Genomic DNA, 26899 nt, shown 5'->3' with positions numbered 1-26899 from the left:
CTATCTGTTTGTATAGGGGCGGGGATCACACCTCCAGCCCGGCGCGGAACTGCCCCCACTTGAGCACGGAGTTGACGCCAATCGACAGGAACGGCTCTGGCGGTGTCTTGTTCGGGCCGGGCGAGGCGGTCAGGAAGTCAATCAGCTCATTGCGTTCCCCGGCGATCATGTCCGCGAGCAGGGTGCCGGTGGCGGTGCCACGGGTGATCCCCAGCCCGTTGCAGCAGAGCGCGCCGTAGACATTCGGCGCGAGCTGGCCGAAGAAGCCCTCGTGGTTCTCTGACAGGCAGATGGCGCCACTCCAGGAGTACTCAAAACCGACCTGCCCGAGCATCGGGAAGCGGCGCTCGAAGGATTTGCGGTGGTTCTCCTTGAACTGCGCCAGATAGCGATCGCGCGGGCGGCCATCGGTATGGAAGCTGAAGCTGTTGCGGATCAGGATGCGGTTGTCCACCGTGCGCCGCACCGTGCTGCCGAAGGGGTGGGCCGGGATCACGCCCCAGACCGGCTTGCCGCCCAGCTTCGCCTGCTCCTCCGCCGTCAGCGGGCGCGTCAGGCTGCCATAGAGGAAGGTCGGCAACAGTCGGCCACGCAGGAAGCCAAAGTGCGCGGCGAAGGCGTTGTTGGTCAGGATCAGCTTGTCTGCCGTGATGCTGCCGCGCTCATGCACCAACGTGACCTTGTCACTGTAATCAATGGCGGTGATTGGGGTGTATTCATGGAGGGTGACATTGGCGGGCAGGCTCTCCGCCAGCCCCTTCACCAGCGCCGCCGGTTGCAACAGGATGGTGCCGGGAATGTAGAGCGCCTGTTTGTAGTAGGAGGTGCCGATATGGTCTGGCAACGCCGCGCCGCTGATCATCTCCGCGTGGCGGCCAATCTTCTCCAACCCGCTGCGGTAAGCCTCCAGCACGGCCACGCCGGTCTGCCCGACGGCGGCCTGATACTTCCCTGACTCTGACATCTGGCACTCGATCTGGTGCTGGTCAACGATGCCGCGCAGGATGTTCTGCCCCAGGGTGTTGAGCTTCAGCACCAGCTTGGCGGTGGTCACGTCGCCGATATAGTCCTTGGCCCCGATGTCATGCGGCACGTCGATGGCAAATCCCGCATTGCGCCCGGAGGGGCCAAATCCCACCTCCTGCGCCTCAATCAGCACCACCTCATCATCCGGGAAGTTGAGCGCCAGTTGCCGGGCGGCGGCCAAACCGGTCAGGCCAGCCCCCACCACCGCCCAGCGGGCATGTTTCTGCCCGACGTGCGCGGGGCGAGGGGTACGCGGAGGGCTGGTGTGGTACCAACCGGGCAGGGCATCATCAGCAGGCAGGGACGTAATCTTTTGCAATTTGGCTACTCCAATCTACTTTTGTTATTTTAACGCCCCCACCGCCCTCTTATTCAGGGTGCAGGACGTTATTCAGCGATGTCGGCGTATGAAATAAATTTGGCGTCGCGGTCGGGCAAGAGAGTGATATTTCATTTTTGCCGGTCAGGTTTATTTATTTGGCTGGGAAGCCAGCGCCAGTAAGAAATAACATAGCTAACCGTATACTTGTTGTATACATTGGCAAATAACGATTTGTGATGCGCTGCACAATATAATTGCTGAAATAGTCGGGGCGGGATTTTCTGCCGGCACGGGCCGGCAGAAGTATCAGTCAGGCATTGCCATTTTCAGAAAGCGGGGCCAGCTCCTCGGCGGGCAAGCCCTGCGGGGCGATGTACATCTCCATGTTTCCCCGTGACAGCTCCCAGTGCTCAAACACCAGATCCACCACGGCACGCTCGTCACGTGCCTCCAGCGCGGCAATGAAGGCGTCATGGTGATCGGCCGCCAGTTGCAGGCGCTGTTCCATGTCCTCATTCTGCGGCCGGAAAAAGGTGTGGCCGATGCGGCAGTGGTCGATCAGCAACCGGTCGAGGCTAGGTTGCAGGTAGGGGTTAGCCGCCATCTCGCCCATGATCTCGTGGAAGCGATTGTTCTCCAATGCCAGCGCTTCGGCATCACGCTGTTGCATCGCCTTGCGGAAACGTTTCTGCGCTTCTTTCAAGGCTTTAAGCTGCGCGGGCTTGAAGTTTTGCACCGCCAGCCGCCCAATGGCGGTGTAGATTAAGGGTGCCACCAGAAAGAAGTTGCGCAGGGTGGCGTAGCTCATCGGGATGACCCGCACGCCGCGCTTCTCCACGATCTCCAGGTAGCCCTCTCCCGCCAGACGCTGGAAAATCTCCCGCACTGGCGTGCGTGACAGCCCATACTGCGCCGTCAGGCTGGCTTCATCCAGCAGCTCATCCGGCCCTAGCTCCATCGACAGAATGAGGCGCTTTAAGTCCTCATACAGCGCTGTCTTACACGATCTCACGATTGTCTCCTGAACAAGTGACCACGGTTAATTTGGCACCGGCACAGGACTGCCGCCGGCATTAAATTACCCTACAGAAAAAAGGTGGATAGCGCAAAATAATTCCGGCTTGCTGGGCGAAGATGAATAAAGTAAATATCAGCCAAATGGGCAAGATAAAATGTCATGTAGATTATTATGCACAGGCATAGTGCCACTGCCGGGCGGATTGGTAAATAAGCCGCAGCATCGGCTCTGGATCATTATCCTGCTGTCGGCGTAATATTTCCTGACGCAGCCACTCTATTTCACTGCTGGCATATTGGCTGAACCTGTCCGCACGACGGGCATTCTTCAGCCATTTTAAAATAAAGGCATTCTTTTGCCGGCTGGAGGCAACCCGTCCCTGTTTTTTTGACAGGCCGAGCGCCACCAGCAGGCAGTAATAAAAATCGATCCGGATCCCGACATTCTCCGGGAAACCCTCCGCAAAGCGCGGCGTTGACATGAACATACTTCTTCCAGCGTGATAACAGGGCCCCGCCTGTGGCAGCAGGCGGGGCACCGGGGGCAAATTAACTTTCGGCATCAATCCAGATGGTTTTCAGCTCGGTGTATTGGTCATGGGCAAAGATGGATTTGTCGCGTCCACCAAACCCGGACTGCTTATAGCCGCCAAATGGCGTGGTGGCGTCCCCCTCACCGAAGCAGTTGACCGTCACGGTGCCGGCGCGTACCGCCCGGGAGACGCGGATCGCCCGGCTGAGCGTGCTAGTGTAGACCGAGGCGGCCAGCCCGTAGAGAGTATCATTGGCCAACTCCAGCGCCTCGGCTTCCGTGCGGAAGCTGGTGACGCAGAGCACCGGGCCAAAAATCTCCTCCTGGAACAGGCGGCTGCTCGGGGTGACGCCATCAATCACCGTAGGCTGCACATACATGCCCTGTTCGGTGTCGCCGCCATGCAGCACGGTCAGCCCCTCCTCACGTGCCAGCGCCAGATAGCTCTCCACCTTCTCGAAGTGCTCGGCGGAAATCAGGGTGCCGAGGCGATTGTCCGGCTCAAGCGGGTTGCCCATCTTCCAGTCGCGGATCTGTTCGGCGATCAACGCCAGCAGCGGGGCCTTAACCCCCTCCTGCACCAGCAGGCGCGAGGTGGCGGAGCAGTTCTCGCCCATGTTCCAGAACGCGCCATTCAACACGTGCGCGGCCACGCTGGCCAGATCCTGCGCATCGTCAAAGACCATCGCCGGGTTTTTGCCACCGCACTCCAGCACCACTTTTTTCAGGTTGGAGTCGGCCGCATAGTGCAGGAAGCGGCGGCCGGTGGCGGTGGAGCCGGTAAAGCTCACCATGTCGATGTCCGGGTGCAGGCCAATCGGCTCACCGGTCTCTTTACCGCTCCCGGTCACCACATTGAACACCCCGGCCGGTACGCCCGCCTGACAGGCCAGCTCGGCCACGCGCAGCGCCGTCATCGAGGTCTGCTCCGCCGGTTTGACCACCAGTGAACAGCCTGCCGCCAGCGCCGGGCCAATTTTCCATGCCAGCATCAGCAGCGGGAAGTTCCACGGCAGGACGCAGCCCACCACGCCAATCGGCTCACGCACAATCAGCGCCATCGCGCCGTGGCCGACCGGCGCGCTCTGGTCATAGAGCTTGTCGATGGTTTCCGCGTGCCACTTCAGCACATGGATGCTCTCCGGCACATCGACCGCCAGACACTCACTGACCGGCTTGCCGCTGTCCAAGCTCTCCAGCACCGCCAGTTGGGCGATCTCCTGCTCCATCAGGGCCGCCAGTTTCAGCAGCACGGCTTTGCGCGCCGCCGGGGCCAAACGGCTCCAGCTGCCGCCATCAAACGCCGCCCGCGCGGCGCTGACGGCCAGGTTGACGTCTTTGGCATCGCAGGCGGCCAATTCTGCCAGCGTCTCCCCGGTGGCCGGGTTGGTGGTGGCGAAGGTACGGCCCGATGAGGCGGCGCGGAACTCGCCATCAATGAAGGCGCGAGTAGGGAAGCGCAGTTCGCGCGCGATGGCCGTTACGTCGGCCAGCGTATGCAGGTCGGTCATGGAGCCTCCTTACTGGGCAACCGCAGCGGCCACGTTGCGTTTCACCTCGGCGATCACGCCCTCCAGCTCGGCTTTCTCCTCGTCGGTCAGCCCCAGCAGCGGCGCGCGCACCGGGCCAGCGGTCAGGCCCGCCAGTTCGCAGCCATATTTGATCGACTGCACGAACTTGCCCTGCTCGAGGAACGCCATCAGCGGCATCATGCCCGCCATGATGCGGCGGCCCTTGTCGAAATCCTTCTCGCGGACGCAGGCGTCATACAGCGCGACGTGTTCACGCGGGATAAAGTTGGAACCGGCACAGACCCAGCTACGCGCGCCCCAGGCGAAGAACTCCAGCGCCTGATCGTCCCAGCCGCAGGAGAGGGCAATGTGCGGGAATTTGCAGGCCAGCAGGTGCAGGTTGTTGAAGTCGCCGGAGCTCTCTTTGATGGCGACCACGTTGCGGGAGCGGCTCACCGCCTCGAAATACTCCTCGCCCATCGAGATGCCCATGCGGCCGGGGTAGTTGTAGAGCATGATTGGCAGCTGTGCGGCGGCGTCGATGGTCAGGGCGTGGTGCGCGTTCTCCTGTGCGGTAGGCAGCGCGTAGGGTGGGGAGGTGACCAGAATGGCATCGGCCTTGATCTCGCGGGCATGTTGCGCGAAGGCCACGGCATCTTCCGTGCGGATGGCGCCGGTGCCGATAATCAGTGGCAGGCGGGTGCCAATCACTTTGCGGGCGTGGGCCGCCAGCGCCATGCGCTCCTCGGCTGTCTGCGCATAGTACTCCCCGGTAGAGCCACCGATGATAATGCCGTGGACGCGGGCCTCAATCAGCGACTCCAGCACCTCAGAAAAACGAGCGAAATCAATGCTGCCATCCGCCTTGCAGGGGGTAATCGCCGGGGTGTAGATACCTTCAAATGTAAACACATCAACCTCCAGAGTAAAAATCAGGCCACAGACAGCCGGGGCAAAGCAGTGATACCTTGCGTTTGTTAACAATTTGCATACAGCGATCCGGCAGGTCAATGGAGGTTAAAAATTTGTATACATGTAAAATACAAAGAAAATGCAGGTTAATAGGAAGATTTTACGCGACTGAAATTTTTAGCTATTTAAAATCAGTAAATTAACTAAGGAGATGAGGTGAATCTATTTTCTATTTGAATTCAGATAAGGATCACATTCCCGCACTCTGGCCCCTTGGAGCGTATTTACAGGCCAGGTTTGCACGCATAATTTGAAGCTGAATTTAACTTGGATTTAACAGTTAACCGGATCCAGGTTGCATGACACACTTAACAAAGGTATCGGGCGATGACCCAAAAGAAAGCAACACTGATTGGACTGGTTGCCATCCTGCTCTGGAGCGCCATTGTCGGCTTGATCAAGAGCGTAAGTGAAGGCTTCGGGGCCGTAGGCGGCGCAGCGATGATCTACACCTGTAGTTCGCTGCTGTTACTGCTCACGGTCGGCTTTCCCGCCATCAGGAAATTCCCGCGCAACTACCTCATCATCGGCAGCGTGCTGTTTGTCTGTTATGAGCTTTGCCTCTCGCTGTCACTGGGCTTTACCGACAATAGCCGTCAGGCGATTGAGGTGGGCATGGTGAATTACCTGTGGCCAAGCATGACTATTATGTTGTCAGTATTGGTCAACCGGCAAAAAACCAGCCTGATGATTATTCCGGGACTGCTGCTGGCCATTATTGGCATCGGCCGGGTACTGGGCAATGAACAGGGTTTTTCGCTGCACGATATTATGGCGAATGTGATGATCAACCCATTAAGCTATGGGCTGGCCTTTAGCGGCGCGGTAATCTGGGCCATCTATTGTGTGGTGACCAAAAGAATTGCCCAAGGCAGTAATGGCATCACCCTGTTCTTTATTCTGACCGCGTTGACGTTGTGGGTGAAATATTTTCTCTCGCCCCAGCCAGAATTTGCGCTCTCCATGCCGGTGTGGATTAATTTGGCGCTGGCGGCGATGGCAATGGGCTTTGGCTACGCGGCCTGGAACGTCGGGATCCTGCACGGCAATGTGACCGTGCTGGCGGCGGCTTCCTACTTTATTCCGGTTATCTCGGCGGTGCTGGCGGCCTTTATCCTGCGCTCGCACCTGACCCCTTCATTCTGGCAGGGCGCGGCGATGGTCAGCCTTGGGTCATTAATCTGCTGGTGGTCTACCCGGACGGTAAAATCCCCAGCCCTATCTGGTGAAGTGTCTTAACGTAATATAATGCGCCGTTGGCGGCGCATTCATTATCCTGCTTTTACATATTAGGTTTAAACCAGAGAAATTACCTCGCTATTATCAGCGTCTCTTGCTGTGGCACTGATAACAGCGGGTGTGATCCCTCTTTACTCTACGGCGTCACGCAAAATATAAGACAGGAGTTAATGATGGCGAATACCATTTCTGTTGAAGACGTTCCATTAAATCGCTTCCACCGTTTATTAACCGTGCGGTCGGGCGGCGGTTCCTTTGTGGATGGCTATGTGCTGAGTATTATTGGCATCGCCATGACTGCGGTCTCCCCGGCATTGGGTTTAAATGCCTTCTGGGAGGGATTAATTGCCGCCTCGGCATTAATTGGCATCTTTTTCGGCGGCTTTATTGGTGGGGCATTGACTGACCGGCTGGGCCGCCGCCTGCTCTATTTTGTCGGCCCCACGCTGTTTGTGGTCTGCTCGCTGGCGCAATATTGGGTGCAGAGCGGGGAGATGTTGTTTGCGCTGCGCTTTGCCAGCGGCATGGCCGTCGGCATTGAGTACCCGGTTGCGACCTCCTTCCTGGTGGAGTTCCTGCCGAAAAAGTACCGCGGCCCCTGTCTGGCGACCCTGACGATTCTGTGGTTCGCGGGCGCGGCGCTTGCCTACCTGAGCGGTGAGGCGATCCTGCACTTTGGCGGCCCGGACGCCTGGCGCATCGCGCTTGCCAGTACCTCGGTCATTGGCGCGGCGCTGCTGCTGGTTCGGTTGGGCACGCCGGAGTCCCCCCGCTGGCTGATCAGCAAGGGGCGCCACGCGGAAGCCGAGGCGATTATCCGCCGCGTCTATGGCGAGGATTTCAGCCTGAAAAACCTGCCGGTGCAGGCGGAGAGCAAAAACCTCTCTTTCATGCACCTGCTGCACTCCGGCTATGGCAAGCGCATGGCGTTCGTCACCATCTTCTGGACCTGCTCGGTGATCCCGGTGTTTGCGGTCTACGCCTTTGCGCCCAAGGTGCTGGAGGCGCTGCACCTGAGCGGAAACTGGGCCTCCTACGGCTCGGTGGCGATCACGCTGCTGTTCGTGGTGGGATGCATCATCGCGACCCGGCTGGTCAACAGCCTTGGCCGCCGCAAGCTGCTGCTGCAAAGTTTCCTGTGGTCTGGGCTGGCGCTGCTGATGCTCGGGATGCTGCGCGATGGCCCCTCCATCCTGATTCTGCTGATGTTTGGTGCCTACGCGCTGTTTATCGGCGGGGCGCAGGTGTTGCAGCTGGTCTACCCGAATGAGATCTTCCCGACCGAAATCCGCGCCTGTGCGGTGGGCGTCGGCACCTCAATGTCGCGGGTGGGCGCGGCGATTGGCACCTATCTGGTACCCGTGTCATTGCAGAATATTGGCATTGGCCCGACGATGTACATTGCCGCTGGCATCACCGCCATCGGGCTGGTCTTCTCCTGGTTCCTTGCCCCGGAGACCAGTGCCCGCAGTCTGGATGAGGCCGCCTCCCTTGACGACGAGGCGCGGCCAACGCCGGTGCGAGGCGAAATGTCCAAGCGCAACTCATGGTGAAAAAAAGGGGCTGCGGTGCAGCCCCTTCCTCAATCGTTCAGTAACTTCTCCACTTTCCTTCGACGCTTGCGGAAGGAGCTGGGAGTCTCGCCATACTGCTTGCGGAACCAGGCAATCAGGTGCGAGGCATCGGCGAAACCGGTGGCGGCCGCAATCTCATTGATACTACGGCTGGAGTCGGCCATCAGCTTGCGCGCCTGCTCCAGCCGCATCCGCCGCCAGTAGACCGCCGCCGAGCACCCTGTGCACTTGGTGAAGGTCAGGTTGAGCTGGCGGAAGGTGAGGCCAGCAAACTCCGCCACGTCACTCAGCGGCACCGGTGTATCCAGATGGTGCCTCATGTACTCAATCACCCGATTCACCAAGGCATTCTCATAGACGTTGCCCTCCGCCACGGCGGTTTTCGGGACGGCTTTTTTGCTGGCCGCTGGCTCATCCACCAGCAGGTACTTCAGCACTTTTTGCGACCGCACCACGCCGCAGTGGTGGCGAATGAGATCCGCCGCCAGGTCAATGGCGGTGCCACCGGGGCAGGAGATGATGCCGCCATCCTTGATGTAGGTCTTGTCGATGACCGGGATGGCTTTCGGGAAGCGCGCGCTGAACTCCTCACGGGTGGTGAAGTGGATGGCGCAGTGGCGGTTGTCCAGCAGCCCGGCGTTGCCCGCGACAAACGCGCCGCTGCACAACGTAATGATCGGGATGTTGCGCGCGTGCAGGTCGCGCAGCGCCTGCAACAGCCAGGCTGGCGGCTGGCGTGTCTCCTCCAGCAGGCCGCCGGCCACCACGAAGTAGTCCCACTCGCGGGTGAAATCGAGCGGGGCGGTGGGCGAAACCGGCAGGCCGCAGCTGGCGGTGACCGGCTGGTCGTCACAGGTCATCCACTCCCAGCGGCAAAAAATCTGCCGGCTGGAGAAGGACTCATCCGCCGCGAAGCGCAGCGACTCCACCAGCCCCGCCACCGAGGCGAGGGTAAATTGCCGCATCAGTAAAAACCCGATGGTCAGTTCGGGCTTGGGATCGGGGCGCGCGTCAGCCGCGCTCAGCGATGGCATGGGATTCTGGCTCCTGCACGCCGCCAAGCTTGCTCAGCAGCCGTTTGAGGTCAGCGATATCATTGGCATCCAGCCCGGCGGTGATCATCCGCTCGGCGGCTTTGGCCTGCTCCACCATCCGCGCCAGCATGGCTTCCCCCTCCGGCGTCATGGAAACTCGCTTGCGCCGGCGATCGTCTGGGTCAACCAGCACATTCAGCAGCCCGCTTTTTGTCATGCGGTCAATGACATAGGTGCCGGTGGCCTTGTCAAATCCGGCCCGGTTGCCGAGCGTTTGCTGGTCACAGACCTTCTCCTCCGCCAGCACCACCAGAATCGCATACTGCACGGCAGACAGCCCAGTATCCACGCTGTTGGCCCAGCAGACGCTGGAGTGTTGCCCGGCGCGGCGCACCAGGTGCATCAGCGACGACGCGCCATGCGGCCAGAGCGGCGCGGCGAGGATAAGATCAGGGTTTTCTGGCATAGGCTCTCTTGACTCCTTTGGGATGATAAAATTATAGTTCGAATTCGAACTGTTTGCATTCGAACTATTTGCGCGCTGGCCTGCTGTGGCAAACGGGTTACCCCCCACTTTATACGGCGGGGGCCGCCGCTGTACAGCAGGCCGCGCGCCCGGCCCCACGCAAGGAGCAAGTGATGAAGTACCTGAGTGACCTGAGAAGTTATATCGCCGCGCTGGATGAACTGGGCGACATTATGCACATCAGCCGTGAAGTGGACGGCGATCTGGAGCCGGGCGCGATCACCCGCCGCAGTTGCGAGATCCACTCGCCCGCCCCGCTGTTCGCCAACATTCGCGGCGCGCAGCCGGGTTTCCGCATTTTGGGCGCGCCAGCTGCCCTCTGCTCCCGCCCGGAGATGCGCTACGCGCGCGTGGCGCTGTCGCTGGGCCTGCCAGCCGATGCCACCGGCCCGGAGATTGTCGAGGCGCTCTCCGCCGCCCGCCACCTGCCGTTGGTGCCGCCCGTGGTGGTGGAGGCGGCCACCGCCCCCTGCCGCCAGAACGTGTTGCAGGGCGATGATGCCAACCTCGACCGCTTCCCGATCCCCTTCGCCCACGAGCGTGATGGGGGCCGCTACGCCAATACCTGGGGCACGCTGATTGTGAAAACCCCCGATGGCCGCTGGGTGAACTGGTCTATCGCCAGGGTGATGAAGGTGGATGGCAAACGGATGGTGGGACTGATGGTGCCGAGCCAGCACATCGGCCAGATCTGGGGCGAGTGGGTGGCGCTGGGCCAGCCGATGCCTTATGCGCTGGTGCAGGGGCCGGCCCCGGCCATCTCCTGCGCCTCTGGCATCCCGATCCCGGCGGAAGTGGATGAGGCCGATTTCGTTGGCGCGCTGATGGGCGAGCCGGTGGAGCTGGTGGATGCCGTCAGCGTGGATCTCAAGGTGCCAGCCTCGGCGGAGATTGTGATTGAGGGGCACGTGTCGATTGAGCGCGACTGCATGGAAGGCCCCTACGGCGAGTATGGCGGCTATCTGGGCACCGGCTCATCTGCCCAGCCGACGTTCCACGTAGAGGTGATTACCCACCGGGATGATCCCATCTGGCCGCTGGTGGTGGCGGGCCGCCCGACCGATGAGTCGCACACCGTCTGGGCGATGGGCATTGCCGCAGACATGCTGACCCACCTGCGCGACGCCGGGCTGCCGGTAAAAACTGTTTGGGTGCCGGAGGCTTCGGCGGTGCACTGGCTGCTGGTGGTGGTGCCGTCGGACTGGCGCAAGCATTTGCCGGATATGGAGAGCGAGGCGTTCGCCCAGCGGGTGGGGGAGGTACTGTTCAGCACCGATGCGTCACTCTTTGTTCCCAAGGTTTTCCTGGTGGATGATGACATTGATCCCACCAACCTCGAGGATGTGGTGTGGGCGCTCTCTACCCGCATCCACCCCACCGGGGGGCGCGCGGTGTTTGAGAACCAGCGGGTAGTCAGGTTGCCGCAGTGTTATACCGAAGAGGAGTATGAGGCACGGCTGGGGCCGAAGGTGGTATATGACACCCTCCAGCCAGCACCCGAGGCCGGGCGGCATCTGCACGCCTCCTTTGAGCAGGGCTACCCTGAGGCGCTGCGCCAGCACGTCTTGCGCCACTGGCCTGAGTAAAGCGCACGCATCGCTGGCCGTGGGGCCAGCGATGCTGCGTTGCCTGCGGGATTAACCGGCGAACTGCGCAAGCAGCCGGGCGGCCGTTGCAGCAGAGGAGGTGGGGTTTTGCCCGGTGATCAGCAGGCCATCCTGCACCACGTAAGAACCCCAGTCCTCGCCTTTGGAGTAGCGGCCACCGAGGGCAACCAGTTCATCCTCCACCAAGAATGGCACCACATGGGTCAGGCCGACGGCCTCCTCCTCGCTGTTGGCAAAGCCGGTGACCGCTCTCCCCTCTACCAGTGGCCGCCCCGCCGGGGTGGTGACATGGCGCAGCACCCCCGGCGCGTGGCAGACCAGCGCCACCGGTTTTTCCGCCTGCAAGAAGGCCTCAATCAGGGCGATGGAGTGCTTGTCTTCCGCCAGATCCCACAGCGGGCCGTGGCCGCCCGGATAAAACACCGTGTCGTAATCCGCTTGCGATACGCTATCCAGCCGCACCGTGGTGGCGAGTTGCGCCATCGCGCTGGCGTCTGCCTCAAAGCGGCGGGTCAGGTCAGTCTGGAAGGCTGGCTCATTGCTTTTCGGATCCAGCGGGGGATTGCCCCCGTTCGGCGAGGCTAAAGTGATCTCGGCACCCGCCTCCTTGAAGGCGTAGTAGGGCGCGGCCAGCTCCTCCAGCCAGAAGCCGGTTTTACGTCCAGTGTCGCCCAGTTGATCGTGTGAGGTCAGTACCATCAAAATTTTCATGTTGCATCTCCGTAGAACAGGTTAGGTTTAGAGTAGACCAGTCGTCTAGAATCAGGCGCTAAAAAATGGCACCGCTCCGTGCCATCGTTATTACCCCCCTAAGGGGTGATGTTGAGACTTTGCTGGGTCAACTGCATCGCTGACTCAAAGGGTTGCTTGTTACGGACAATCTTCACCATCACGCTGGCTCCCAGCCACAGCTGGTAGAGGCTCTCCGCCACGTGGGTCGGCGTGTTGTTGATCTTCAGCGAGCCTTCCGCCACCCCGGCTTCAATGGCGGCGCTAAGCCGTTTGACAATGCCTGCCGTGCCCTGCTTCAGCGCGAGTCGCATGTTCTCCGAGAGATCCGCCACTTCAGCACCGAGCTTCACCGCGAGGCACTTGCCCTGACAATCCTGGAAGGATTGGGTCGCCTGCCACTGCTGCCAGTAGTGCATCAACCGCTGCGCCATGTTGCTGTTGGGCTGGCTGAGCGTCGCATCGAGATCGGCGAGATAGTCAGCAAAATAGGCTTCCAACAGCGCGACGCCATAGGCGTCTTTGGAACCAAAGTAGTGGTAGAAAGAGCCTTTGGGCACCCCGGCATCTTTCAGGATCTCATTCAGCCCGACAGCCGAATACCCCTTGCTGGCCATAATGCGCTGGCCGGTAGCGAGAATGTGCTCGCGGACAGAGTCTTTAGATAAATGCGTTGCAGTCGTCATGGATTAAAAGATAGCCCTTATTAGACCAGTCGTCTAGAGATTTTATACGTTATTTTTGATTGTACGCCGACGGGCAAAAAAACGTGATAAAAAATAGCCGGTTGCGTTTATGGCGCGGATTGGTAGATGCCCAGTCCCCAGTGGCCCTTGCCCGGCGCCGCCGATTGTCGCCAGCCGCGCTGCATCAGGCGCTTGGCTATCAGGCGGTTCATGATGCCGTGGCCCATCAGCAGCACCGGCCCGTCAGCCTTTTGCGCCAGCGCAACCAGCCGGTCACAGGCGGCATCCGCACGCTGCTGGGCAGCCCGATAGGACTCCGCCTCGCCAGACCAACCGCCGAGCCAGAGCAGCCGGAATAAAAATACCCAGGAGAAGGGAGCGAGGCGCGGCGCGGGCAGGCGTAACACCGGCAGTTCAGCCTCACGGAACACCGCGTGCGTCTGCGAGGGGTGCAGGCCCAGCGCCCGCAGAGAGGAGAGCGCCCGCGGCAGGTCACTGCTCACAATCACGGCGGCGCGGTGCGCCTGTCGCCGGCCCTCCTCCGTGGGCTGGTCATCGCCGGTGTCGGCGCGGTTATAGTGCTTGATAAACTGCGCCATCTCACCTGCCGCGATCGGCCTAAGCTCACCAAGCGCCGGTTTGCCGTGGCGCATCATCATGATCTCTTGCATCTTCACCTCCCTGTAAAATGTGGGGCGTCTCCATTTACCTTAACATTTTGGTGACAAATCATGCCAATCACGCGAGGCGGGGAAATTGCGGCGCAACTATTCTGCCGGTGTCATGGTAAGGTCATGACAACGTAAGCGGCGAATGAAAGGAGTGACCATGATTTCCAAGGACAATGCGGAACACTATGTCTGGGGTGAGCAGTGCGACGGCTGGTATCTGGTGAAGCGGCCAGAGATGCTAGTCATTCACGAGAAGATGCCCGCTGACACGAAGGAGGCGCGCCACTACCATGCCATTTCCCGGCAATTTTTCTTTGTGCTTAGCGGCACGCTGACGATGGAGCTGGAAGGGAAAAGGCACACTCTCCACGCCCAGCAGGGCATCGAGATCCCGCCCGGCGCGCCGCACCAAGCGCGGAATGACTCGCCGCAGGCCGTGGAGTTTCTGGTGATCTCCCACCCCACCACCCGCGGTGACCGCACCGACCTGCCGGCGCTTTAGGGCCTATATGTAGCGGGCGGCCACCAGCATCGCCCGCTTCATTCATTTCCCGCTACACCGGCGTCACTACCTTCCCGTCAGTGAAATAGGCGCTCAGGTTGTCAATCACGTTGGCGGCCATGTTCTGGCGCGTTTCGTGGGTGGCGCTGCCGATGTGGGGCGTCAGGATCACGTTATCCCGCTGGCGCAACGCCTCGGGGATCTCGGGTTCATGCTGGAACACATCCAGTGCCGCGCCGCGAATAGCACCGGTGGTGAGGGCGTGGATAAGGTGCTCCTCATTCACCACGCTGCCACGGGCGATGTTGACCAGCACCCCCTCGCTGCCGAGTGCCGCCAGCACCTCACTGTCAATCAGCCCCTCGTTGTCCGGGCCGCCGGAGAGCGCCAGCACCAGATAGTCCGCATAGTGGGCCAGATCGACCGGGTGCGGGAAGTAGGCGTACTCCTCGGTTTTGCGGGTGCGGGCGCAGTAGCCCACCTCCATGCCAAAGGCGCGGGCGCGGCTGGCGATCGCCTGACCAATACTGCCCAGCCCGACAATGCCCACGCGTTTGCCGCGCAGCGAGCTGGAGAGCAGCGGGCCGCCCTGTGACCACGCGCCGGACTGGGCAAAGGCGTGGTAGCCCAGCAGGTTGCGCGAGAAGGCCAGCACCATAGTGACAGCAAGGTCAGCGACATCATCGGTCAGGATGTCACGGGTAATGCTGATCTGGATGCCCCTGGCGGTGGCGTAGGCGGTGTCGATCTTGTCTGTCCCGACGCCAAAAACGGAGATGACCTTAAGCTGTGGCAGCGCCTCCATCACCCAGCGCGGCACGCCGACATCGCCACGCGTGACAATCGCCGTGATCCCGTCGCCGTGGCGCGCCAGATAGGCCTCCGGCGCGCCGGACTGGTAGAGCCGGTGGCACAGATAGTGGGCGGAGAGCTGCTGATCCAGCGACTCCATGACGGGTTGGATGATGAGTACCTGATGGGATGTAGTGTTCAATGTCCTCTCCTCTCAAAGGGGCGCGCTGGCGTTTGGCGCGAGCGCGCCCCTCACAGTCACGTGATGCAAAAAGTAGGGGTGCAGAGTGTGCCGGGCGGGGCTACTTCACCCGGTAGGCGTCCACGGAAAACGCATTGGCGGTGGCAAAGCCGCGCAGCCCGCCGACCAGCACCGACATCAGCTGGGTGCCGACCTGTTTCTCGGTCAGGCCCACGGTATCGAGCAGGTCGAAGATCTCACGCGGGTCAAACAGGATGTTCCAGAGGAAGACCGCCTTATCGCCAATATCCGGGAGATCCATCTCCGTCATGGCGTCGCGCAGCGCGGGCCGGACGGCGTTGGCCTGCACCAGCAGGTACTCCGCCCCCTCCCACAAACGCTCCAGATAGCCACGGCGGTTACGCATCGGCACCATCGCCGCGCCGCGCTCGCGCACCAGCCGGATCCAGTAACGGCTAATGTTCTCCAGATTTTGCAGGCCGCTGCCGGTCTGCTTCTGGCTGTACTCCAGCAGCAGCAGGCCGACGTCATGGCGGTAGGTGTTCAGCACCTCCTCCACCGAGTTGAACTGCCGGTAGGCGGTGGCGACCGACACGCCCGCCTCGGCGGCAATCTCGGTCATGCTGATGGGGGTTTCAGAGCGCTCGAACAGCCGGGCGGCAGCCTGGATCAAGTTCTTGCGGTTTCTTTCGGTATCACTGCGCATCATATTTACCTGTGGTTTGCCGATTCCTGTTATTGCCCGCTATGCCTAGCGGATCCCCGCCAATCCGCGTCGGAGACGTTTAAGCCCTTCGGCAATCGCTTCTGTGCTGGCCGCGTAAGAGAGCCGGAGGTGCCCTTCGCCAGCCGCGCCGAACTCACTGCCCGGCCTGACGGCGATACCCTGCTCACGCAGCAGCGCTACTATATCAATAGCCGGGATCGGCAGCGAATAGGCCGGGAAGCAGTAGAATGCGCCCTCCGGCTCATTCAGGCTCAGCTCCGGGATGGCGGCCAGCCCTGCCATCATCAGGGCGCGGCGCTCGCGGTAGATGGCAAACATGCGGCGCACATCGTCGCGGCACTCCAGCAGCGCCACCCGTGCGGCGCGCTGCACCGCGGTGTTGACCGAGCCATTCACTGTATTATGCACCCGCGCCGCCGCCGCGATCATCTCGGCAGGGCCAAAGAGGTAGCCGACGCGCCAGCCGGTCATGGCATAGCTTTTTGAGAAGGTCTGGCAGTAGAGCGTGCGCCCGGCAAACTCCGGCACCTGCAACACCGAGGTGAAGGGGCGGTCAGTGAACACCAGATCGCTGTAGGCCTCATCGGCAATCACCAGCGTGTCATGTTGGCGGGCCAGTTTGCCCAGCGCCTCAATCTCCTCACGGCTGTGGACGATGCCGGTCGGGTTGCCGGGATTGCAGAAGACAAACAGCTTCGCCCCCTCGAGACAGGTCTCCAGCCGCGCCAAATCCCAGTGCAGGTCAGGTTTGCAGGGCATCGGGATGCAGATCCCGCCCGCCATGTTGACCAGATCGGCATACAGCGAGTAGGTAGGGTCAGGGATCACCACCCGGTCGCCGGGATTGACCATCGAAAGGATGGCCGCCGCCAGCCCGGCGGTGCCGCCGTGGGTCACCAGCACCTCGCCGGTGGCAACCGGGTTGCCGCTGCGGGCGCTGATGTCATCGGCCAGCGCCTGACAGAGCGCCTTGTCGCCGAGCAGGGGGGCGTAGTGGGTGAAACCCTGCTGCAACGCCTCGGCAGCGGCCTGCACGATGCGCGGCGGCGTGTCAAAGTCGGGTTCGCCCATCGCCAGTGAGACCATATCCTGGCTGGAGGCGGGCTGCTGCACGCGCAGGGAGGTGCGCTCAACGCGCAGCACGGCCTCGGCGGCGCGGAAGGGGGTGGTCAGTGTTGGCATAAAAACCTCGTCATCCAATCATTTAAGCAGGGAGTCACGTTCAGCAAGGCACTCTGGCGGCGCGTTTTTCCAGCGGCCCGCCTCGAGATCGCCCGAGATGTCGCGCAGGGCGGTGGGCGCGATGCGCAGCTCCTCCACCACCGTGCGGGCGGGCAGGGAGGCGCAGAGCAGAATCGCCTCGGCCACGTCCTCCGGCTGCACCATCTGTTCACGCACTGCCTCGGCGGGCGGGTTGGCGCGGTTGTCCATGATCGGGGTATTGACCTCGCCCGGCAGGATGGTGGTGGCGCGCAGCCCCTCATTGCGGAAGGTGTTGTGCAGGTAGGCCATGAAGTTGCGCACCCCGGCCTTGGCGGCCCCGTAGGCCGCGCCGCCAAGCAGGTTGGGGCGCAACGCCGCCAGTGAGGAGACGGTGATGATGGTACCGTCCCGGCGGGCCAGCATGTCTGGCAGCACCGCCTGGCTGAGCAGGAAGACCGCTTTCAGGTTCACGTCCTGCACCTGCTCCCACTCTGCCTCTTCGATCCAGCGGGCGTTTAGGGTCTTGCTGGCGCTGCCAGCATTGTTGACCAGAATGTCCACCGGCCCGAGCTGTTCACGCACCCAGCCCACCAGCGCCGTCACCTCCTGCTTGCGCTCGATGTGCGCGGTATAGGCCCACGCCTGCCCGCCCTGCGCCTTGATCGCGCTGGCGACCTCCTCCAGTGGCATCGGGCGGCGGCCCACCAGCACCACCCGCGCGCCGCGCTGGGCGAACATGATGGCAGCGCTTTTGCCAATGCCGCTGCCTGCGCCGGTCACGACGACCACTTTCCCCTGTAAATTGCTCATGGCTTGCTCCCTGTCAGTGAGTGGGCGTCGATGCCGTAGTCACGCATCGCCCCCTCTTCGGTGATATACCCTTCCTGCAAATCAAACAGGATGGCCTGTGGGTCACGCGCGCTGGCGGGCATTTTGCCGCCGCCGCCCGGCATCTGGATGGTGATCTCATCCCCCGGCCGCACATCATGGCGGCCGACCGGTTTCTCCAGCGGCTGGTTGTTGATGGCGACGTAGTTGGGCGAACCCGCTGCCGCGCCCAGCACGCCCTGCGCCGGGTGTTTCTGGCGTGAGTAGAACATGCTGTGAGTGAGCGTGAAGCGGCTGGTGTTGCGTATCACCATGCGTTGCGCCACGCCGCCCCGGTAGCGCCCGGCGCCGCCGGAGTCGGGCACGATGGCCTTCTCCAGGAACAGTAGCGGCGTGGCGCTCTCAATCAACTCCACCGGCGTGGAGGACATGTTGCCGGGGAAGCCGGTTACAATGCCGTCCGCCGCCGGGCGCGCGCCGGTGCCGCCATTCACGCACAGGCTTTCGACAAACCGGCGGCCATCATCAAACTGCCCGGCGAAGACGTCACAGGTGACGGGTGCGCTGCCAGAGTGGCCCATCACGCGCCCCGGCAGGATGTCAGCGAGCGCGCTGAAGATGGCGGCGTGCGCCATGTGGCCGACCCGGTTGCGCATCTCGACCGCGCAGGGCGGGCGGGCATTGGCGATCGAGCCTTCCGGCGCGGTGACGGTAATCGACTTGAAGCAGCCCTCATTGTTCGGCAGGTGCGGCTCCAGCAGGCACTTCAGCGGGTAGACGCTGTAGGCGTAGGTAAAAGACATCGGGCAGTTGCTGCCAAACAGCGACTCCGCCGAGGAGCCGGTGTAGTCGATCACGATGTCACTGCCGCTGACAATCACCGCCACATTCAGGTGGATGTCGCCCTCGTAGTCGCCGATGTCCACCGCCGCCTCGTAGCGGCCATCCGGCACCGCCTCGATCGCCTTGCGCATGGCGTTCTCTGTCAGGGCATGGATCTTCTCGGCCAGCGGCGTCACGGACGCCAGCCCCAAATCATCCATCAGGCCCAACAGCCCCTGCGCGCCAATCTGGTTGGCGGCCAGCATCGCGTGCAGGTCACCCTCCACCTGATCTGGCGAGCGCACGTTGGCCAAAAAGAGATCCAGCAACTGTTGGTTCAGCTCGCCGCCCATCGCCAGCTTGCTGGGCGGGATCAGGAACCCCTCCTCAAACATGTCGCGGGAGGAGCCCATATTCAGCGAGCCGCCGATGTCGGACATGTGGGCAGCCGAGCCAGTGAAGGCCACCAACTGCCCGTCGCGGAACACCGGCGTGACTACGGTAACGTCGTTAAGGTGGCCGGTGCCGAGCCAGGGATCGTTGGTGACCAGGCTGTCGCCGGGTTTCAGCGTGTCAGCCGGGAATTTTGCCAGCAGGTGGCGCACCGTCGCTGGCAGGGTGCCGATAAAGACCGGTACACTGGTTTTGGGCTGCGCCAGCGAGTTGCCCTCGGCATCCATCAGCAGGCAGGAGTAGTCACCCACCTCGCGGATGATGCTGGAGAAAGCCATGTTGACCAGCGTGGCGGCCGCCTCTTCCGAGATGCTGACCAGCCGGTCCCAGGTGATGCGCAGGCTGATGGGGTCGTCAAGGAAGCGCAGGTTATCAGGGGTAGAAGAGGTCATCAGTTCAGCTCCATCAGGATATTGCCTTGTTCATCCAAAACCGCCGAGGCGCCCGGCCCAATGTAGATGGCGCACTCTTTCTCTTGCAGCAGGGCGGGGCCATGCAGGCGGCTGCCAACGGCGAAGAGGCTACGCGGCACCACCAGACAGTCACTGAAGCCCTGTTCACGGCCAAGGTAGACCTTCAGCGTTTTCGCCCGGGCGTCCGGCTCGGCCTCAACCGGGTGGTCGCGGGTGTTCAGCTTGGGCGGCGTGGTCTGCACGCGGCCACGCCAGTTCACCACTTCCACCCGCTGCCCCGGCAGGGTGCGGCCAAAGCGCGCCAGGTGGGCACGTTCAAAGGCGGCCACCAGCGAGGACACCTCGCCCTGCACCAAAAATTCAGCGGGTAGGGCGACGGTCAGCTCGGAACCCTGCCCGACGTAGCGCACATCGGCCAGCCGTTGCAGCGTAGCAGTGGCCGGATCGACATGGGCGGCGGAGAGGGTGGTGAACGCCTCATCAAAGCCTTCGGCAAATACCGCTTCCACGCGGCGGATATCCACGTTGGCATCGAGCGGGCAGCAGTCGCGGCGCACAAAGTCGGCGCTGGGCGGCGCGGTCAGCAGGCCAAAGGCGGAGTAGACGCCCGCCCCGTTCGGGAAGTAGACGCGTTTGACATCCAGTTGCTTTGCCAGTGACCACGCATGGCTGGGGCCAGCGCCGCCGAAGGCCAGCATGGTCATCTGGGAGGGGCTGACATTCTTCTCCACGGCGTGGGTGCGCAGCGCCTCGGACATCTTGCTGTTCGCCACCTCATGGATGCCCCACGCCGCCTCCTCAATCGAGAGATGCAGCGGATCGGCCACGCGCTGGATGGCCCGGCGCGCCGCCTCGACATCGAGCGTCATGCGGCCGCCCAAAAAGGCGTCCGGGTCGAGCAGCCCGAGCACCAGATTGGCGTCCGTAACGGTGGGCTGATCGCCGCCGCGGCCATAGCAGGCTGGCCCCGGCCAGGCGCTGGCGCTCTCCGGCCCAATCTCCAGCAGGCCAAGGGAGTCCACGCGGGCGATGCTGCCGCCGCCAGCGCCAATCTCAATCATGTCCACCACTGGCAGTTTCACCGGCAGGCCGCTGCCCTTGAGCAGGCGATCGGCGCGCCCGACCTCATAATCGGTGGTGATGGAGGGTTCGCCGTGGCGCACCACACAGGCCTTGGCGGTGGTGCCACCCATGTCGAAGGCCAGCACCTGGCTGATGGCATTGCGGCGCGCGAAGGCGGCAGTAGCGACAATGCCGCCAGCCGGGCCGGACTCAATGATGCGGGTCGGGTAGTCTGCGGCCACCTGCGGGGCCATCAGACCGCCGTTGGAACCCATCACCAGCCAGTCGCAGGTAAAGCCGCCCTCACGCAGCTTGCTCTCCAGCCGCGCCATGTAGCGGCGCGCCTTGGGTTTCACAAAGGCGTTCATCGCCGTCAGCACGCCACGGTCATACTCACGGATTTCGCGGGAGACTTTATGGGAGACGGAAACCGACACGCCCGGCAGCTCGCGCGCCAGAATGGATTCGATGCGCATCTCATGCTCCGGCCAGGCGTAGGCGTGCATACAGAGCACCGCGACAGACTCGTAGCCCTCTGCACGCAGCGTGGCCGCCAGTTGCGTCACCTCCGCCTCATCCAGCGGCGTGACAACGTCACCACGCGCCGTGACGCGCTCCGTGATCTCATAGGCCTGTGAGCGTGGCAGCAGCGGCTGGGCCGGGGCGCCATTCAGGTCATAGATGTCGTAACGGTACTCACGCCCCAGCACCAGCACGTCGCGGAAGCCGCGTGTCACCACCAGCGCGGTTTTCGCCCCACGGCGCTCCAGCAGGGCATTGATCGCCAAGGTGGTGCCGTGGGTGATGGTGTGGATATCACTTGCCTGTAGCCCGGCCATCGCCACCAGCTGGGTCAGCCCGGTATAGGCCCCCTCTGACGGATCCTCCGGCGTGGTCAGGGTTTTGTGGCGCAGCGCCTCGCCCGTCTCATCATTCAGCAGCACCAGATCGGTAAAGGTGCCGCCAATATCAAACCCCATGCGCCAGGGTGATGTGTTTTTCATAATGACCTCGAATACAGTTCAGATTGCTTTGGCCTGCCGTTACTCATCACGGAGCGGCTTGCCGACAGTTTCTTTGAGCACGAAGGCGCTGATCAGCGTGATGCCAGCGGTCAGCATCACCATATAGCTGGGGATGGCGGCGATGCCGGTCAGCCCGATAAGCCAGGTCATCAGCAGCGGCGCGGAGCCGCCGAAGATCACCGTAGAGAGGTTGAAGCCGATGCTGTAGGCGCTGTAGCGGACGTTGGTCGGGAACATCTCGGCCAGCGTGGTCTGGATCACTCCGGCGTGGCCAGCGAAGGCCAGCGCCAGCAGGATGGCGGCCATGCAGGCCAACGGCATCATGCCCAGCGTCAGCAGCCAGAAGCAGGGCCACGCCAGCACGCCCATCATCAGCGCCGAGGCGATCAGCAGCGGACGGCGGCCAAGGCGATCAGAGAGCCAGGCCATCAGCGGGATGGCCGCCACGATGGTCACCAGCCCGGATGCGGTGACCATCAGGCTCTGGATCTGCGAGAAGTGCATCACCTTGTTGAGGTAGGTGGGCATATAGACAAACAGGATGTAGTAACCCGGCCCATTGACGGCGGGCAGCGTAATCGCCAGCGCAATCGCCTTCAGGTGGCGGCGGGAGGTCAGCACCTCGCGGATCGGGTTGCGCACCACACGCTGGCTGGATTTCACCAGCTGGAAGTGGGGCGTGTCCTCAATGCGGGTGCGGATGTAGACGCCCACCAACGCCATCGGGATTGCCAGCAGGAACGGGATACGCCATCCCCAGCTGTTCATCGCCTCGGTGCCCAGCACGCTCATCAGCACCGTAATCAGCAGGCTGCCAAACAGCAGCGCGATGAAAGAGCCCATCACCAGCGGTGACATCACCACCGCGCGCCGGTGGTCTTCCGCATACTCGGCGACAAACGAACCCGCGCCAGAAACCTCACCGCCAGCGGAGAAGCCCTGTACAATGCGCAGCAGGATCAGCAGCACCGGGGCCATCCACCCCAGGGTGGCAAAGCCCGGCAGCAAGCCAATGGCGGCGGTGGCAAGCGAGATCATCAGCAACAGCACCGCCAGCAGCTTTTGGCGGCCCATCTTGTCACCCAGATAACCGCAAATGATGCCGCCGAAGGGGCGCACCACAAAGCTGACGGTAAAGCCGAGGTAGGTGAGCATCAGGCCCGAATCGGTAAGGCTCATGTCACTGGCGGAGAAGACCAGCACCAGCGAACTGACCAGCAGGCCATAGATGCCGTAGTCATACCACTCCACAAAGGAACCGACGCCGCCAGCCAGCGAGGCGCGGCGCACGGCATTGCTTTTGTGGGCGCGATCTTTCGGCAGCGCGTAATCGATGGATGCCGCGTGTGATTTCGTCATGTGATTGCCCTGGAACAGTGTGGAAACCGGCCGGGAGGGTGTCGCCCGGCGCGAATAAAGCCTCAGCGGTACTGTTTGGTGACCTCTGCGGTCATCTCCGCCTCACGTTTTGCCACCTCTTTCACCTTTTGCAGCACCTCTTCCGCGCGCCGCAGGGGAATGATGATGAGGCCATCGTCGTCACCGACCACGATGTCGCCTGCACAGCAGACCACGCCGCCGATGGAGACCGGCTCGCCAATTACGCCGGGGCCATTTTTGTAGGGGCCAGCGGGCGAGACGCCCCGGCAGTAGGTGGGGAAGCCGGTGGATTCGATCACCTGACGGTCACGCACTGCCCCGTCAATCACCTGCGCGACGGCCCCGGCATGTTGAAAGCGTTGCGTCAGCTGCTCCCCCACCAAGGCCCGATCGGTGTGGCCCATGCCATTCACCATAATCACGTCATCCGGCTTAATATAATCAAGTGCCTTGATGACAGCGGCATTATCACCTGCCGTGACTTGTATCGGGAATGCAAAGCCGACGAAATACATGCCCTGATTAATCGGCGTAATGCCCGAGTCACACATATTGAGACGTTCCATCGCGTCACCAATATTAGCCACCGGGAAGGCGGCGAAGGCGTCCAGCCATTTATTATCGGGGCGGGAAGTGGCTTCCAAAATACGTACATCAGCGGTTTCAAGAGACATCGCAAGACCCTTTAAATTTGAAAATACGTTATCAAGTGAGAATCTTTTATCACTTAGATTGGGCGCTTATCAATCACTTTTTTCCGGGCTTGTGAAGCATTTGTGATGGAGATCGAGATTGGTAACATTCATGCAACCTGAATGGTGTATCATTGCAATGCGTTGTTTTTTAATATTTTAATCGGAGTGTTGCACGGGTTTTTTGGCCCATTCAACGCAACGACAGGAAGAATTAGCCTGCCCGGCGGCCTTCATAGGGCTTTCTTATGCCTCTTTCACCAAAAAAGTGCACACCGGTAAATAAATGGGGAATATATGCCAGATAATGGTGCAACAATCCTATTTCACCCTACGCTTTTAATTGCCATTGTGAAAATGACGGGCAAATTCAATCACCCAAGGTGCACGATATTGGGCTGTCAGGCAGAAGAAAGGCTTCTGCCGCCCGTGAAAAAATAAATCGTTATTTCCATGTCTCTCTTGTCAATTAATCTGGTAACTTTGTGATCTATGCTCCACTCTTTTTATGAGTGGATTGCCGAAGGGAAATATCTGCCGTAGAACCTCACTCACCTATTTTTATCGATTGGGAGATGCAATGAATACGCTGTTCGATTTATCTGGCAAAACTGCGCTTATTACCGGTTCAACCCGTGGCCTTGGCTTTGCCTATGCGATGGGGCTGGCGGAAGCCGGTGCCAGCGTCATTCTCAATGGCACCCGTCAGGCGCATATGGATACCGCACTGGCGCATTTGCAGGAGCACGGCATCAAGGCGCGGGGCTTTTTGTTCGACGTCGCCAAGGAGGAGGAGATTGAACAGGTGTTCAGCCAGCTCGACAGCGAAGGCGTGCAGGTGGACATCGTGATCAACAACGCTGGCATCCAGTTTCGCCAGCCGATGCTGGATCTGGCCCTGAGCGACTGGCAGCGGGTGATTGACACCAACCTCACCAGCGCCTTTTTGGTGGCGCGTGCGGCGGCGCGGCGGATGGTGGCCCGCAACAGCGGCGGCAAGATCATCAACATCGGCTCGCTGACCAGCGAGGCCGCGCGCGCCACGGTGGCCCCCTACACGGCGGCCAAGGGCGGCATCAAGCTGCTCACCAAGTCGATGGCGGCCGAGTGGGCGCAATACAATATCCAGTCCAATGGCATTGGGCCGGGCTATATCCTGACGGATATGAACGAGGCGCTGGTCAATGACACCGCCTTTAACGCCTGGGTATGCAGCAGCAACCCGTCGGGGCGCTGGGGCAACCCGCAGGAGCTGGTGGGCACCGCCATCTATTTGGCCTCTGATGCCTCCGCCTATGTGAATGGCCAGATGATCTACGTCGATGGCGGCTGGCTGGCCACGCTGTAAGCCCTTATTTCCCTTTCAAGCAGGAGCCAGTATGCAGCAGAAGCAGGTCAATGCCGTGGTCATCACACAGGCGCATGAAGTGAGTTGCCAGCCACATAAAGTGGTCTGGGAGGCGGATCAGGTTCTGGTCAAGGTCGAGCGCGGAGGGATCTGCGGATCGGACATCCACTATTTTCTGCATGGCCGCGCTGGCATGTCAGTGCTGAAAGCGCCGATGGTGCTGGGCCATGAGCTGATTGGCCGGGTGGAGCAGGCCCCGGCAGAGAGCGGCCTGCACGCCGGGCAGCTGGTGGCGATCAACCCGTCGCAGCCCTGTCGCCGTTGCACGTTTTGCCTTGAGGGCCAACCCAACCTGTGTCGCGCCATGCGCTTTATGGGCAGCGCCCAGTTCTTCCCCCATGTGAACGGCGGTTTTGCCGAGTATGTGGCGGTGCCGCCTGAACAGTGCGTGCCCTACGATCCGCAGGCCGATGCGCGCGTGATGGCCTTTGCCGAGCCACTGGCGGTCTGCATCCATGCCATCCGGCAGGCGGGCGATCTGGTGGGCAAAAAGGTGCTGGTCACCGGTGCCGGCCCCATCGGCTGTCTGGTAATTGCCGCGGCGCTGGCCGCCGGTGCCGCCCATATCACCGCCACCGATTTGAGTGAGCGATGCCGGGCGCTGGCGCTGGAGATGGGTGCCCATGCGGTCGCCGATCCGCGTGATGAGGCGCTCACCGCCGAGTGGACAGAAAATGGCGGGGTATTTGACGCCAGCTTCGAGGCGTCAGGCGCACCGGCGGCGATTGCGGCGCTGGTGGCCTATACGCGCCCCGGCGGCACCCTGATCCAACTCGGCATGGGCGCGCCCGAGATCAATTATCCGGTCGGCAGCCTGCTGGTGAAGGAGCTGGCACTGAAAGGCTCGTTCCGCTTCAACGGGGAGTTTGAAACTGCCGTGCGCTGGCTGGAGTCAGCCCGCATCAATCCCCTGCCGCTGCTGAGTGCCGAAATGCCGATGCAGGAGGCGGCCGAGGCATTGGTGCTGGCCGCAGACAAGGGAAGGGCGGCCAAGGTACAGCTGACGTTTTAATTAATAGTCACGTGACAAGTGACGTTGTCACCTCGGCAGGAGCGTTTTCGCCATACGGTAGTTGTGGATCAGCACCCCGTGGCGCAGGAACTCCTGCCGCTCCACCATCTGGAAGCCTTGACGCTCAAATAGCCGACGGGCGGCCTCGCTCGCTTCGACAAACAGCCGGCTGATACCAGCTTCACGCGCCGCCACCTCCAGCGCCAAGTAGAGCGCCGCGCCCACGCCGGTTCCGACCTGTGCTGGATGGCAATAGAGGTGATCGATATGCCCGTTCATCTCTACATCGCCATAGGCAATGGGTTGGCCGCTTTCATCAACGACCACCAGGAAAATCCGGTTTTCAGCTTGCCGGAGATACCTGGCTGGGTCAGGTCTGGCCGGACTCCAAACCGCAACCTGTTCAGCGGAGTAGTCCCGAATGCCCGCTTCACGCACTGAGGCATGGAAAAGATCTGCCAGTGCGCTGGCATCGGAGGGTGCAAAAGGACGAATTAACATGGTAGAAATTCCTTTTGTTATCATTTCTGGCATAAAGAGAAGGGAACATGATGATCAAACTGACGGGTCGTTTGCTGTGCAAAAACGTGGAGGAGTCTGAGCTTGTCCGCCGCTTCTTGCCTGAACATATCAGGCTGACCAAAGAGGAAACCGGCTGTCTGGCATTCAATGTGACCGAGACGGCTGATCCGCTGGTGTGGCAGGTCGAGGAGCTGTTCAGTGACCCGCAGACGTTTGCCCTGCATCAGGCCAGAACCAAGGCCTCCGAATGGGGCCGCGAGACGCGGGCGATTGTCAGGGAGTACCAGATCACGGAGGGGAATCAGGGGGCGTAAACGTCAGGCGGCGATTTTTGGTTTTTTGTTCCTATGAGAACCAAAATTTAACTTAAACGCAAATGAAATTGCATTTTTGCGGGTTGAAAGTTGCAG

General features: G+C 61.5%; 26 protein-coding genes. 7 read left to right on the top strand and 19 right to left on the bottom strand.

Translation table 11 applies throughout. From position 1 onward, the window contains the following. Window positions 1-25: 25 nt before the first annotated feature. The 5 genes from C1N62_RS19005 to C1N62_RS18985 form a co-directional block, all read right to left on the bottom strand. Window positions 26-1345, bottom strand: coding sequence for an FAD-binding oxidoreductase (locus C1N62_RS19005; protein ID WP_137765273.1), 1320 nt, complete (start codon window positions 1343-1345; stop codon window positions 26-28). Between the two features lie 313 nt (window positions 1346-1658). Next, the gene (locus tag C1N62_RS19000) at window positions 1659-2360 is read right to left on the bottom strand and encodes a GntR family transcriptional regulator (protein ID WP_137765272.1); all 702 of its coding nucleotides are present in this window, start codon (window positions 2358-2360) and stop codon (window positions 1659-1661) included. A gap of 175 nt (window positions 2361-2535) precedes the next feature. Then, on the bottom strand, window positions 2536-2853 hold the full coding sequence (locus C1N62_RS18995; RefSeq protein ID WP_240775804.1) for a hypothetical protein: 318 nt from the start codon (window positions 2851-2853) through the stop codon (window positions 2536-2538). 61 nt (window positions 2854-2914) lie between these two features. Next, entirely contained in the window at window positions 2915-4408 is a 1494-nt protein-coding gene (locus C1N62_RS18990; RefSeq protein ID WP_137765271.1) for an aldehyde dehydrogenase, read from the bottom strand. Between the two features lie 9 nt (window positions 4409-4417). Further along, complete coding sequence (locus C1N62_RS18985; protein ID WP_137765270.1) at window positions 4418-5320, bottom strand: dihydrodipicolinate synthase family protein; 903 nt, start codon at window positions 5318-5320, stop codon at window positions 4418-4420. A 387-nt stretch (window positions 5321-5707) separates the two neighbouring features. Here C1N62_RS18985 and yddG point away from each other — a divergent pair, with 387 nt between their 5' ends. Further along, window positions 5708-6619, top strand: a complete 912-nt coding sequence (gene yddG, locus C1N62_RS18980; RefSeq protein WP_137765269.1) for an aromatic amino acid DMT transporter YddG — start codon at window positions 5708-5710, stop codon at window positions 6617-6619. Window positions 6620-6792: 173 nt separating this feature from the next. Further along, window positions 6793-8172 (top strand): MFS transporter, encoded by a 1380-nt coding sequence (locus C1N62_RS18975; RefSeq protein WP_137765268.1) that lies wholly within the window; start codon window positions 6793-6795, stop codon window positions 8170-8172. Between the two features lie 29 nt (window positions 8173-8201). Here C1N62_RS18975 and C1N62_RS18970 read toward each other — a convergent pair whose 3' ends face one another. Beyond that, window positions 8202-9227, bottom strand: coding sequence for a GlxA family transcriptional regulator (locus C1N62_RS18970; RefSeq protein ID WP_137765267.1), 1026 nt, complete (start codon window positions 9225-9227; stop codon window positions 8202-8204). Beyond that, a complete protein-coding gene (locus C1N62_RS18965; RefSeq protein WP_137765266.1) occupies window positions 9205-9693 on the bottom strand; it encodes a MarR family winged helix-turn-helix transcriptional regulator in 489 nt (162 codons plus the stop codon). Before C1N62_RS18965 ends, C1N62_RS18970 begins: the two co-directional genes overlap by 23 nt. Window positions 9694-9866: 173 nt before the next feature. Between C1N62_RS18965 and C1N62_RS18960 the strand changes: the two genes are divergently transcribed. After that, on the top strand, window positions 9867-11339 hold the full coding sequence (locus tag C1N62_RS18960) for a UbiD family decarboxylase (RefSeq protein WP_137765265.1): 1473 nt from the start codon (window positions 9867-9869) through the stop codon (window positions 11337-11339). Window positions 11340-11390: 51 nt separating this feature from the next. Here C1N62_RS18960 and C1N62_RS18955 read toward each other — a convergent pair whose 3' ends face one another. The 3 genes from C1N62_RS18955 to C1N62_RS18945 form a co-directional block, all read right to left on the bottom strand. Continuing rightward, window positions 11391-12071 (bottom strand): type 1 glutamine amidotransferase domain-containing protein, encoded by a 681-nt coding sequence (locus C1N62_RS18955; protein ID WP_137765264.1) that lies wholly within the window; start codon window positions 12069-12071, stop codon window positions 11391-11393. A 98-nt stretch (window positions 12072-12169) separates the two neighbouring features. Next, complete coding sequence (locus tag C1N62_RS18950) at window positions 12170-12775, bottom strand: TetR/AcrR family transcriptional regulator (protein WP_137765263.1); 606 nt, start codon at window positions 12773-12775, stop codon at window positions 12170-12172. A gap of 107 nt (window positions 12776-12882) precedes the next feature. After that, on the bottom strand, window positions 12883-13446 hold the full coding sequence (locus tag C1N62_RS18945) for a phosphoglycerate mutase family protein (RefSeq protein WP_240775803.1): 564 nt from the start codon (window positions 13444-13446) through the stop codon (window positions 12883-12885). 157 nt (window positions 13447-13603) lie between these two features. Here C1N62_RS18945 and C1N62_RS18940 point away from each other — a divergent pair, with 157 nt between their 5' ends. Further along, window positions 13604-13948 (top strand): cupin domain-containing protein, encoded by a 345-nt coding sequence (locus C1N62_RS18940; protein ID WP_137765262.1) that lies wholly within the window; start codon window positions 13604-13606, stop codon window positions 13946-13948. Window positions 13949-14000: 52 nt separating this feature from the next. On the opposite strand, the gene C1N62_RS18935 is transcribed toward C1N62_RS18940, so the two are convergent. From C1N62_RS18935 to C1N62_RS18900, 8 genes are all read right to left on the bottom strand, one after another. After that, the gene (locus C1N62_RS18935) at window positions 14001-14942 is read right to left on the bottom strand and encodes a 2-hydroxyacid dehydrogenase (protein ID WP_137765261.1); all 942 of its coding nucleotides are present in this window, start codon (window positions 14940-14942) and stop codon (window positions 14001-14003) included. A gap of 100 nt (window positions 14943-15042) precedes the next feature. Beyond that, window positions 15043-15648, bottom strand: a complete 606-nt coding sequence (locus C1N62_RS18930; RefSeq protein WP_137765338.1) for a TetR/AcrR family transcriptional regulator — start codon at window positions 15646-15648, stop codon at window positions 15043-15045. 45 nt (window positions 15649-15693) lie between these two features. Continuing rightward, complete coding sequence (locus C1N62_RS18925) at window positions 15694-16851, bottom strand: pyridoxal phosphate-dependent aminotransferase (protein ID WP_137765260.1); 1158 nt, start codon at window positions 16849-16851, stop codon at window positions 15694-15696. An 18-nt stretch (window positions 16852-16869) separates the two neighbouring features. Then, window positions 16870-17682: an SDR family oxidoreductase gene (locus tag C1N62_RS18920; RefSeq protein ID WP_137765259.1), complete on the bottom strand. Its 813-nt coding sequence runs from the start codon at window positions 17680-17682 to the stop codon at window positions 16870-16872. Next, complete coding sequence (locus tag C1N62_RS18915) at window positions 17679-19367, bottom strand: hydantoinase B/oxoprolinase family protein (protein ID WP_137765258.1); 1689 nt, start codon at window positions 19365-19367, stop codon at window positions 17679-17681. The genes C1N62_RS18920 and C1N62_RS18915 overlap by 4 nt, the downstream gene beginning before the upstream one ends. Further along, on the bottom strand, window positions 19367-21454 hold the full coding sequence (locus C1N62_RS18910) for a hydantoinase/oxoprolinase family protein (RefSeq protein ID WP_137765257.1): 2088 nt from the start codon (window positions 21452-21454) through the stop codon (window positions 19367-19369). Before C1N62_RS18910 ends, C1N62_RS18915 begins: the two co-directional genes overlap by 1 nt. 39 nt (window positions 21455-21493) lie before the next feature. Beyond that, window positions 21494-22834 (bottom strand): MFS transporter, encoded by a 1341-nt coding sequence (locus C1N62_RS18905; RefSeq protein ID WP_137765256.1) that lies wholly within the window; start codon window positions 22832-22834, stop codon window positions 21494-21496. Window positions 22835-22896: 62 nt separating this feature from the next. Further along, window positions 22897-23529, bottom strand: a complete 633-nt coding sequence (locus C1N62_RS18900) for an RraA family protein (RefSeq protein WP_137765255.1) — start codon at window positions 23527-23529, stop codon at window positions 22897-22899. A 598-nt stretch (window positions 23530-24127) separates the two neighbouring features. Between C1N62_RS18900 and C1N62_RS18895 the strand changes: the two genes are divergently transcribed. Next, window positions 24128-24895: an SDR family oxidoreductase gene (locus tag C1N62_RS18895; RefSeq protein WP_137765254.1), complete on the top strand. Its 768-nt coding sequence runs from the start codon at window positions 24128-24130 to the stop codon at window positions 24893-24895. A 31-nt stretch (window positions 24896-24926) separates the two neighbouring features. Continuing rightward, a complete protein-coding gene (gene idnD / locus C1N62_RS18890; RefSeq protein ID WP_137765253.1) occupies window positions 24927-25967 on the top strand; it encodes an L-idonate 5-dehydrogenase in 1041 nt (346 codons plus the stop codon). Between the two features lie 27 nt (window positions 25968-25994). Here idnD and C1N62_RS18885 read toward each other — a convergent pair whose 3' ends face one another. Then, window positions 25995-26468, bottom strand: coding sequence for a GNAT family N-acetyltransferase (locus C1N62_RS18885; protein ID WP_137765252.1), 474 nt, complete (start codon window positions 26466-26468; stop codon window positions 25995-25997). A 50-nt stretch (window positions 26469-26518) separates the two neighbouring features. On the opposite strand from C1N62_RS18885, the gene C1N62_RS18880 reads away from it, so the two are divergent. Then, on the top strand, window positions 26519-26803 hold the full coding sequence (locus tag C1N62_RS18880; RefSeq protein WP_137765337.1) for a putative quinol monooxygenase: 285 nt from the start codon (window positions 26519-26521) through the stop codon (window positions 26801-26803). Window positions 26804-26899 lie beyond the last annotated feature (96 nt).

It is taken from the genome of Nissabacter sp. SGAir0207, from assembly GCF_005491205.1.
GTDB lineage: Bacteria > Pseudomonadota > Gammaproteobacteria > Enterobacterales > Enterobacteriaceae > Chimaeribacter.
This window is presented reverse-complemented; position numbering and strand designations above follow the sequence as displayed.